Raw genomic sequence first — 8,798 nt, forward strand, 5'->3', positions numbered from 1 at the left:
TAATCAGCTTGGTTTGAGCCTCGTTTGCATATCGCTTACAAAGCACACCCACCAATCTGCAAGTGCCCACACTTATCGGCTGTTAACTTGTTAAAGAACATTCAGAACTTGCGCCCCGCACCTTGCTGTACAATCCGGCTTTTAACACCACCGAACTTCCTGCAAAACCGCTTCCGGCTTCGTTCTGCGCTGCGTCTCGTGCAGCAGAGAAACGAGATTATGCACACCTATTTAAAACCTGTCAAACACTTTTGGCGAAAAAATTCAGTTTTTTTGCAACAGCCAAAAAAGTGTTCTTTAACCCCCACACGCACCCCAAAAACAAGCCCTTGATGGGCAAAGATTTTTTGTCCTCCAGATGTAAAAAAGCCCCACAGCGGGGGCCTTAAATTTTTTTCGCAAAAACGCTTTTTTACGTCTTATTTATTTTGGAAATTGGGTTTTCGCTTGCCCACAAATGCAGCCATGCCCTCTTTTTGGTCCTCTGTGGCAAACAAACTGTGGAACATGCGGCGCTCAAACAACATGCCCTCAGACAGCGGGCCCTCAAATGCACGGTTGATGCTTTCTTTGGCCATCATGACGGAGGGCTGGGAATAGGCTGCAATGACTGCAGCGGCCTCTAAGGCTTCATCCAGGCAGCGGTCTGCAGGCACCACCCTTGACACCAAGCCCGCACGCTCAGCCTCAGCGGCGTCCATCATTCGCCCGGTCAAACACAGGTCCATGGCTTTGGCTTTGCTGATGGCGCGGGGTAGGCGCTGCGTGCCGCCAGCACCTGGAATGATGCCGAGCTTGATTTCGGGTTGACCAAACTTTGCAGTGTCAGCACAAATGATGAAGTCGGTCATCATGGCCAGCTCGCACCCACCGCCCAAGGCAAATCCCCTGACCGCCGCAATCACTGGCTTGCGAACCTGGCGAATGGTCTCCCAGTTGCGGGTGATGTATTCGCCTTTGTACACGTCCATATACGAGAAGCTGGCCATGGCGGCGATGTCGGCGCCGGCGGCAAAGGCTTTTTCATTGCCGGTGATCACCATGGCGCCAATGTTTTCGTCAGCATCAAACGCCGTGAGGGCCTGACCAAGTTCGCTCATCAACTGGTCGTTTAAGGCATTCAGAACCTGAGGGCGATTTAAGCGAATCAGCCCGACTTTGCCGATGGTTTCTACCAAAATGGTTTCGTAGCTCATGAGTGTGGTCTCCCGTGTGGCCACGGCTGGGCGTGGCATTGCTGTGAATTGTGTGTTTGCAAGTCTAACCTTTGAGCAATCAAACCACCCCCACCAATACAATGAGCGCGTGACTTTATTTTCTGTCTAGGACAAAATATAGAGATTGTTGTACCCCAGTGAGCCGTACCCATGTCGAAATGCATCGCCGTGATGGGCGCCAACAGCGCCATTGCACAAGAATTAATTCGCCAAGCCAGAAACAAGGAATACAGCGTGGTGGCCATGGGCCGTAACTTGCAGGCCATGGAAGCCTTGTACGGCCAGGACCAGGGCATTCGCATTGTGGGTTTGGACCCTTTGAATAGCGAAGAGGTAGACACGGCTTTCCAAACTCTAGAGGATGAAGGCACCACCATAGGCGGCTATGCCCATTGTGTGGGTTCTATATTGGTGGCCCCGTTGGCCCGCACTACAGATGCCCAAATCCACAGCGTGTTGGGGGTGAACCTGGTGTCGGCGATGTTTGGCCTAAGGGCCTGGTTAAAGCTTGCCAAAAAACGTGGCGGCGGCAGCGCTGTGTTGATTTCAACTTGCGCCACTGGCATGGGCGTTGCCAACCATGAGGCGATTGCTGCGGCCAAGGGTGGTGTGGAGGGCTTAGCGCGAGCAGCTGCAGCCACCCACGCGCCAGATGGCATTCGAGTGAATGTTGTCGCCCCTGGACTGACGGACAGCCCCATTGCTGCGGGCTTTTTAAAAAGTGAGGTCATGCGAAGTGCCAGTGAACGACAGTACCCCTTGCATGGGGTGAATGCGCCGACCGACGTGGCGCAGGCCATTTTTTGGTTATTGGGCGAAGAGTCCAGCCGCATCACAGGCACCGTGTTGAATTCATCACAGGCACCGTGTTGAATGTGGACGGTGGTTTTAGAAATATTCGACCCTTGGTGAAGTGATGCTGACCAAAACCAAACCCAATGGCGCAGCGCCCGATCAGGGATTCGAGGCCAGCCGTGAGGCGGCTTTAAAAGCTATTCAGGCAGTCAACCCAGACCTGTATGCGCGCACCCGGAATTACCTGGACGGTGCGGTGACGCGCCTTTCGCCCTGGATTACCCATGGCTTCACCGACACCCGCGAGGTGTGCAGCCTAATTCACCAGCGTAAACCCTTGGGCTTTGATGACAAAATTGTGTTTGAGTTGGCGTGGCGAGAGTTTTTTAAGCATGTGCACGGCGAATTGGGCAAGGGAATTCTTGAGGATGTTCGCCGCCCGGTTTGGCCGGGGCGATACCAAGTCAACATGCCTGATGACATTCTTGAAGGGCGAACTGGCGTGCCAGCCATCGATGATGGCGTGAGGCAACTTTACGAAACCGGGTACCTGCACAACCACTCACGCATGTGGATTGCGTCTTACGTGGTGCATATTCGCAAGGTTCACTGGCGCATTGGCGCGGACTGGATGTACAGCCATCTGCTGGATGGTGATTTGGCCTCCAACCACTTGAGCTGGCAGTGGGTGGCGGGCACCTTCAGCCACAAGCCGTATGTGTTCAATGCAGAGAACGTGAACAAGTTTGCCAGGCATCTTGACTGCAAAGGCACTGCGATTGACACCTCTTATGAAGACCTCGAGGCCACCGCCAGAAGTCGGCGCGACCTTGGGCCGGAACCCAAGCGTCCTTCGGTGGGAATGGCGCCCCCAGAGAACTGGGTACCAAACAAGGACAACCTTGCTGCACTGACAGGCCTACCTGTTTGCGATTTGCGCGACCCCGATGAGGCAGCCAAAGCCTTGGGGGCATGGCAAGGACCGAGCAATGTGAGGCTGGTGCACCCTTGGGACTTGCGGGCACCAAGCGAGTACGAACATTGCGTTGCTGTAGTGGATGTCGCATTTCATGAGGCACACCCTTGGAATGCGGACCGATGGCGATTTGTGGCGCGAGGCTTGGCGGCCTGCAAACAGCTGTGGATGGTAGATAGTCGCATGTGCATTCAAAGCTCGGGCTTGATGGAACGCTTCAAGCAAGCAGGTTTGAGTTTCCAAATGATGGAAACCCTGAACCCGGGCTACGTTCACCTGTCCCGCTGCATGCCGCTTAAATGGGTTCAAGCCCCGCGAATTTTGCCCAACCCGAGCCGATTTCAACAAAGCTTCTCGCGTTTTTATCGGGAAGCAGCCACGGCGGCCAAGAGCCTTGAAGAGGCTTTGAGCTGACATGGTCGGTCAAAAACTGCGGCGGTGCAGCACCCGCCACCCCGAAAGCGCTACCGGAAGGATTTTGCTCATATGCAGGGCTTAAACGCACGTTGGATGAGGATTTTGGGCTACGCCGGCTTGATTCCCTTTTTGGGGCTGGCCGCATTGGCTTGGCTTAACCACGGCAGCGACCTGGCCACCATGTTTGCCCGATTTAATTTTATCTATGCCCTGTGTATTGTTTCTTTTCTAGGTGCAGTGCATTGGGGCATCGCTTTGGGTTTTAGCAAGAGCCATGAGGCGATTTATTTGGCAGGTCACAGCCAAGCTGAGTTTGAAACGCGCGCCTTTGTGTGGGGCGTGGTGCCTTCGCTGCTGGCCTGGCTGGTGGGGGCATTTGCGCCGGCCGATTACGCCTTGGCCCTGCTGGCGCTTGTACTCATCGGGGTGTGGTGGATGGACAGGCGGATCCTGTTGCCGTTGAAGGCTTTTCCAGAATATTTGAGGCTGCGAAACCACCTCACCTTGGGCGCGGTGCTAGGCCTTGCCCTAACGGCGATGGCTTCTCAAATGGTGTAGTCTCTAGCTGAAGTGAACATACATCAGATGGAGACCTCATGTTTAAAGCATTGCTGCTGGAAAAAAACGAACAAGGCGAATTCAAGGCCGGCATCCAGTCTATTGAAGAATCGAGCCTGCCAGAGAGCGGTGATGTTCTTGTCCAGATCTCACATTCAACCCTGAACTACAAAGACGGACTGGCGATTTGCAACAAGTCGCCGGTGGTGCGGCAATGGCCGATGGTGGCCGGCATTGATGGCGCAGGCACCGTTATTGAAAGCCAGCACCCCGGCTTTAAGCCGGGCGACGAGGTGATTTTGAACGGCTATGGCGTGGGTGAAACACACTGGGGCTGCCTGGCCGAAAAGGCAAAGCTGAAAGGCGATTGGCTGATTAAGCGCCCTGAGGGCCTGAGCGCGGCCCAAGCCATGGCGATTGGCACTGCCGGTTACACCGCGATGCTGTGCGTGCTGGGTCTTGAAGCCGGCGGCGTGAAGCCCTCTTCGGGCGAAATATTGGTGACAGGTGCCACGGGCGGGGTGGGTTCAATTGCAATTACTTTGCTGCACAAACTGGGTTACACCGTGATGGCCACCAGTGGCAAACCCGAGCAGGCCGACTTTTTGAAAGGCCTGGGCGCAAGCGATGTGATGGACCGTGCACTGCTGGCCGCACCGGGCAAGCCTCTGCAAAAAGAACGCTGGGCTGGTGTGGTGGACTGCGTTGGGTCGCACACCTTGGCCAACGCCTGTGCACAAACCCGCTATGGCGGCACAGTCACCGCCTGTGGCTTGGCCCAAGGCATGGACTTTCCTTCGTCAGTTGCCCCGTTCATTTTGCGTGGGGTGACTTTGCGCGGCATCGATTCGGTGATGGCCCCCTTGGCGCTGCGCCAGCAAGCTTGGGAGCGGCTGGCCAAGGACCTGGATTTGAAAAAGCTCGAACAACTATCCAACACGATTGGCTTGGACGGGGCGATTGAGGCTGCAGGAAAGATCATGGCCGGTAGCCATGTGGGACGCGTGGTGGTGAAGATCTGATGTTGAATTACCAAGTGTGGGTGGCCGACGCAGAGGGCCATTATCTGGATGTGATGTTGCAATGGGAACACCCCAGAAACAGCGGCCCGGTGGTGGAACTGAGCTTGCCCGTGTGGATACCCGGCAGTTATTTGATTCGGGAGTTTTCGCGCCACGTGGTCAGCTTTGAAGCACTGGCCAACGGCATGGCCCTGCCGCATTCAAAGGCCAATAAAAACACATGGCAAGTCGAACTTCCACCCTCTGTGATGGCTGGTCACGGCCCGGGCGTTCGAATGGAATGCAAATGGCGAGTGTACGCCTGGGATTTGTCGGTGCGCGGAGCACATGTGGACGGCAACCATGCGTTTTTTAATGGCACCAGCGTGTTTTTGTGCCCCAAAGGCAAAGAGGAATCGCCGGTGCAGCTCACGCTGGCTCGCACCAACCAGGCCAAGGGGGAATGGACGGTGGCTTGTGGCCTGCCCAGTGAGGCGGGAACACTAACGGATGACCACGGCTGCCCCTTGCTGCCGCCGGGCGGGCATGTGCGCTTGCATGCACCCAACTACGACAGCCTGATCGCCCACCCGGTTGAAATGGGCGATCTAGTGACACGCAGCTTGGAAGCTTGTGGTGTTCCCCATGTGGTTGCCGTGTATGGCGCCGACGAGGATGTCGACCTTGAGCGCCTGTGCACGGACCTTCAGCCAGTGTGTGAAGCACAGATTCGCCTGTTTGAACCCGACAGTGGGCAAGCACCTTTTGAACGTTATGTGTTTATGCTGCACGCCACCGACGATGGCTATGGCGGCCTGGAGCACCGCAACAGCACCGCGCTGCTGTGTGGCCGACATGACTTGCCGCAGCTTGGCGTAAAAGACGCCCCCAAGGGCTACAACACCTTGATGGGGCTGTGCAGCCACGAGTATTTCCACAGTTGGAATGTGAAGCGAATTAAGCCCGCCGCCTTTGTGCCCTACCGCCTGCATGAAGAAAACTACACGCGACTGTTGTGGATTTTTGAAGGTTTTACCTCGTACTACGACGACTTGATGTTGGCCCGGGCCGGCTATTACAAAGAAGACGACTATTTGAAAGCCTTTGCAAAAACCCATGGCCATGTGCACAAGGGGCCGGGCCGGCAGGTGCAAAGCGTGGCAGAAAGCTCGTTTGAAGCCTGGACCAAGTATTACCGTCAAGACGAAAACGCACCCAACGCGATCGTGAGTTACTACGGCAAGGGGGCGTTGGTGGCGTTTTGCCTGGACGCCAGCATTCGGCTGCAAACAGCCGGACGGCACAGCCTGGATTGTGTGATGAGGCAACTTTGGCGGGACAAAGGTTTGACGGGCCGCGGATTGGGCGAGCATGAATTTGCCGAGGTGGTCACGAGGGCCACGGGCCTTGACCTGCGCGCTGAGATTGCCACGTGGACAGAAACCACCGCCGAGCTACCTGTGCAAGAGCTATTGGCCAAGCTAGGCTACGACCTGAAGCAAAGCCCTGCCAAAGAGGCCATTGGCCTGGGTTTGAACGGGCAATTCAAGCCCGAGGGCATGCTGGTGAAACAGGTCATCAATTGTTCAGCGGCCCACCGGGCGGGCGTGTCTGCTGGGGATGTGCTGGTGGCTGTGGGCAAGCGCCGATTGACCGAAGCCAATTACAAACGCTTTTTGCAAAGCGCCGTGCCCGGACAAACCGTCGAGCTGATTGGCTTTCGGGCAGAGCGGCTGACGCACTTTGAGGCCACAGCACAGCCGGCCGTGTCGAATGAATGGACCATCGAGCCCCGACTGGAGAAAAACGGCGACCACCCCACGGCACCGTGGGCAGTGGCTCAGTAAAACAGGGATTGCAGCGCTTGCCCTGGCGACGGGGCGCGCATAAATGCTTCACCCACCAAAAAGGCGTGAACGTCGTGGCTGCGCATGAGGGCCACATCGTCACGCGTGGCAATGCCGCTTTCGGTGATCAGCAAATGTTGTGGACCCACCTTGTGACGCAAGTCGAGCGTGGTTTGCAAACGGGTTTCGAAGGTGCGCAGGTTGCGATTGTTCACGCCAATGAGCGGGGTTTTAAGCTGAAGGGCGATGTCCATTTCGGCTTCGTCGTGCACCTCCACCAACACATCCATGCCCAAATCGATAGCGCACTGCTCTAAGTCGATCAGTTGTGACAGCTCCAGGGCGGACACAATCAACAGGATGGCATCTGCCCCCAGCCCTCGGGCCTGAACCACTTGATAAGTATCGATGATGAAATCTTTGCGAATGACTGGAAGCCCGCTGGCCTCGCGGGCCATGTCCAGATATTGCGGTGCGCCTTTGAAATACTGCACATCGGTGAGCACAGACAAACACGTGGCGCCATGCTCGGCATAGCTTTTTGCAATGTCGACAGGATCGAACGGCTCACGCAGAATGCCCTTGCTGGGGCTGGCTCGCTTAACCTCGGCGATGATGGCAGGCAAGCCTTTGGCCACCGCGGTTTTGAGGGCCAGCGCAAAACCGCGTGGCGAGGGCAATTGTGCGGCTTTGCTCAACCACTGAATTTCGGAAAGCACCTGTTTGCCGTGCGCAATTTCTTCGCGCTTGGTGGCCAGAATTTTAGAAAGAATGTCGCTCATGATGCTGCCCCTGCACTGCTTTCGGCCTGGGTGTAATCCACAAACTCTTGAAGCTTTTTGAATGCCGCACCGCTTGCGACCGTGCTGCGGGCGAGCTCTACCCCTTGCTTGAGCCCATCGACCAAGCCTGCGGCATACAAGCCAGCGGCGCTGTTCAGCACCACGATATCGCACACGGCATCACCCTGGTGTTGCAGTGCGTGGAAAATTTTGTCGCGCGATTCCTGGACCGAGGCAGCCCGCAGGCTGCTGTGCGAGGCGCGGGCAAGACCCAGATCCTCGGGCGTGATGGTGTAGTGGCGAATGGCCCCATTGTTGAGTTCGGCGATGCTGGACGGGCCGTCTATGCAAAGCTCATCCATGCCGTTGGCGCCGTGCACGATCAGCGCACGGCTTGAACCCAGCTGCTTTAACACCTGCGCTTGAAGATCGAGCAGGTTGGCGTGGTAAACCCCCATCACCTGACGTTTGGCCTTGGCAGGGTTGGTGAGCGGACCCAAGATATTGAACATGGTGCGCACACCGAGTTCTTTACGCACCGGACCGGCAAAGCGCATGGCGCTGTGGTGATTGGGTGCAAACATGAAGCCAATCCCCACCTGGGCGATACACTGCGCCACTTGGGCTGGCTTCAAGTTGATGTTCACTCCCATGAATTCGAGCACATCAGCGCTGCCGGAATTGGAAGATACGCTGCGGCCACCGTGCTTACCGACCTTTGCGCCCGCAGCGGCCAGCACAAACATGCAAGCGGTAGAAATGTTGAAGGTTTGCGCACCATCACCACCTGTGCCACACAAATCCACCACCTCGGTGCCTGCCGGCAACTCGACGGGGGTCACCAAGTCGCGCATCACCTGGGCGGCGGCGGCCACTTCATCGGCCGATTCGCCCTTGATGCGCAAAGCCACCAAAAGACCCGCGATTTGTGCCGGAGTAAGACCACCGCTTAACAGTTGCTCGAACGCTGCACGGGTGGTGGCGTGGCTCAAATGCTGTCCAGCAAGCAATTGGTTAAGTGCTGCGGTGTAGTTGAAGGCTTCGGACATAACAAACTTGAAAAGAAAAAATTAGATGGGAGCGGGCGCCACATTGACCCGCTTCAAAAAGTTGCGCAGCAGGTCGTGACCTCGATCACTCAAAATGGACTCGGGGTGAAACTGCAAGATCGGAAGAGCGTCGTGTAGGGAAAGAGTGTAGACGAG

9 protein-coding genes are annotated in these 8,798 nt (G+C 56.4%); 5 read left to right on the forward strand and 4 right to left on the reverse strand.

Annotated features, from left to right (window positions below):
* Nucleotides 1-419 precede the first annotated feature (419 nt).
* On the reverse strand, nucleotides 420-1,196 hold the full coding sequence (locus ACEQU8_RS12280) for an enoyl-CoA hydratase (RefSeq protein ID WP_370263974.1): 777 nt from the start codon (nucleotides 1,194-1,196) through the stop codon (nucleotides 420-422).
* Between the two features lie 171 nt (nucleotides 1,197-1,367).
* Here ACEQU8_RS12280 and ACEQU8_RS12285 point away from each other — a divergent pair, with 171 nt between their 5' ends.
* The 5 genes from ACEQU8_RS12285 (at nucleotide 1,368) to ACEQU8_RS12305 (ending at nucleotide 6,811) form a co-directional block, all read left to right on the forward strand.
* Complete coding sequence (locus ACEQU8_RS12285; protein WP_370263976.1) at nucleotides 1,368-2,090, forward strand: SDR family NAD(P)-dependent oxidoreductase; 723 nt, start codon at nucleotides 1,368-1,370, stop codon at nucleotides 2,088-2,090.
* 43 nt (nucleotides 2,091-2,133) lie between these two features.
* Nucleotides 2,134-3,402, forward strand: a complete 1,269-nt coding sequence (locus ACEQU8_RS12290) for an FAD-binding domain-containing protein (protein WP_370263977.1) — start codon at nucleotides 2,134-2,136, stop codon at nucleotides 3,400-3,402.
* A 72-nt stretch (nucleotides 3,403-3,474) separates the two neighbouring features.
* Nucleotides 3,475-3,963 carry a DUF3429 domain-containing protein gene (locus tag ACEQU8_RS12295; protein WP_370263978.1) on the forward strand — a complete coding sequence of 163 codons (489 nt, stop codon included), beginning with the start codon at nucleotides 3,475-3,477 and terminating at the stop codon, nucleotides 3,961-3,963.
* 38 nt (nucleotides 3,964-4,001) lie between these two features.
* Complete coding sequence (locus ACEQU8_RS12300; RefSeq protein ID WP_370263979.1) at nucleotides 4,002-4,985, forward strand: MDR family oxidoreductase; 984 nt, start codon at nucleotides 4,002-4,004, stop codon at nucleotides 4,983-4,985.
* The gene (locus tag ACEQU8_RS12305) at nucleotides 4,985-6,811 is read left to right on the forward strand and encodes a M61 family metallopeptidase (protein ID WP_370263981.1); all 1,827 of its coding nucleotides are present in this window, start codon (nucleotides 4,985-4,987) and stop codon (nucleotides 6,809-6,811) included. Before ACEQU8_RS12300 ends, ACEQU8_RS12305 begins: the two co-directional genes overlap by 1 nt.
* On the opposite strand, the gene trpC is transcribed toward ACEQU8_RS12305, so the two are convergent.
* The 3 genes from trpC to ACEQU8_RS12320 are packed head-to-tail and all read right to left on the reverse strand — an operon-like array spanning nucleotide 6,805 to nucleotide 8,759.
* Complete coding sequence (gene trpC / locus ACEQU8_RS12310) at nucleotides 6,805-7,593, reverse strand: indole-3-glycerol phosphate synthase TrpC (RefSeq protein ID WP_370263982.1); 789 nt, start codon at nucleotides 7,591-7,593, stop codon at nucleotides 6,805-6,807. The two genes, ACEQU8_RS12305 and trpC, sit on opposite strands and share 7 nt — an antisense overlap.
* Nucleotides 7,590-8,642, reverse strand: coding sequence for an anthranilate phosphoribosyltransferase (trpD, locus tag ACEQU8_RS12315; protein WP_370263984.1), 1,053 nt, complete (start codon nucleotides 8,640-8,642; stop codon nucleotides 7,590-7,592). The genes trpC and trpD overlap by 4 nt, the downstream gene beginning before the upstream one ends.
* 21 nt (nucleotides 8,643-8,663) lie before the next feature.
* A complete protein-coding gene (locus ACEQU8_RS12320) occupies nucleotides 8,664-8,759 on the reverse strand; it encodes a hypothetical protein (RefSeq protein ID WP_372521246.1) in 96 nt (31 codons plus the stop codon).
* Between the last annotated feature and the right edge of the window lie 39 nt (nucleotides 8,760-8,798).

Origin of the sequence: Limnobacter sp., assembly GCF_964228395.1 — a bacterium.
In the GTDB taxonomy this organism is placed as follows: domain Bacteria; phylum Pseudomonadota; class Gammaproteobacteria; order Burkholderiales; family Burkholderiaceae_B; genus Limnobacter.

Bases quoted from the DNA above. Each gene is read 5' to 3' on its own strand.
- ACEQU8_RS12285 (WP_370263976.1), top strand. From the start codon at position 1,368: ATGTCGAAATGCATCGCCGTGATGGGCGCCAACAGCGCCATTGCACAA.
- trpD (WP_370263984.1), bottom strand. From the start codon at position 8,642: ATGTCCGAAGCCTTCAACTACACCGCAGCACTTAACCAATTGCTTGCT.
- ACEQU8_RS12290 (WP_370263977.1), top strand. From the start codon at position 2,134: ATGCTGACCAAAACCAAACCCAATGGCGCAGCGCCCGATCAGGGATTC.
- ACEQU8_RS12295 (WP_370263978.1), top strand. From the start codon at position 3,475: ATGCAGGGCTTAAACGCACGTTGGATGAGGATTTTGGGCTACGCCGGC.
- ACEQU8_RS12300 (WP_370263979.1), top strand. From the start codon at position 4,002: ATGTTTAAAGCATTGCTGCTGGAAAAAAACGAACAAGGCGAATTCAAG.
- trpC (WP_370263982.1), bottom strand. From the start codon at position 7,593: ATGAGCGACATTCTTTCTAAAATTCTGGCCACCAAGCGCGAAGAAATT.
- ACEQU8_RS12305 (WP_370263981.1), top strand. From the start codon at position 4,985: ATGTTGAATTACCAAGTGTGGGTGGCCGACGCAGAGGGCCATTATCTG.
- ACEQU8_RS12280 (WP_370263974.1), bottom strand. From the start codon at position 1,196: ATGAGCTACGAAACCATTTTGGTAGAAACCATCGGCAAAGTCGGGCTG.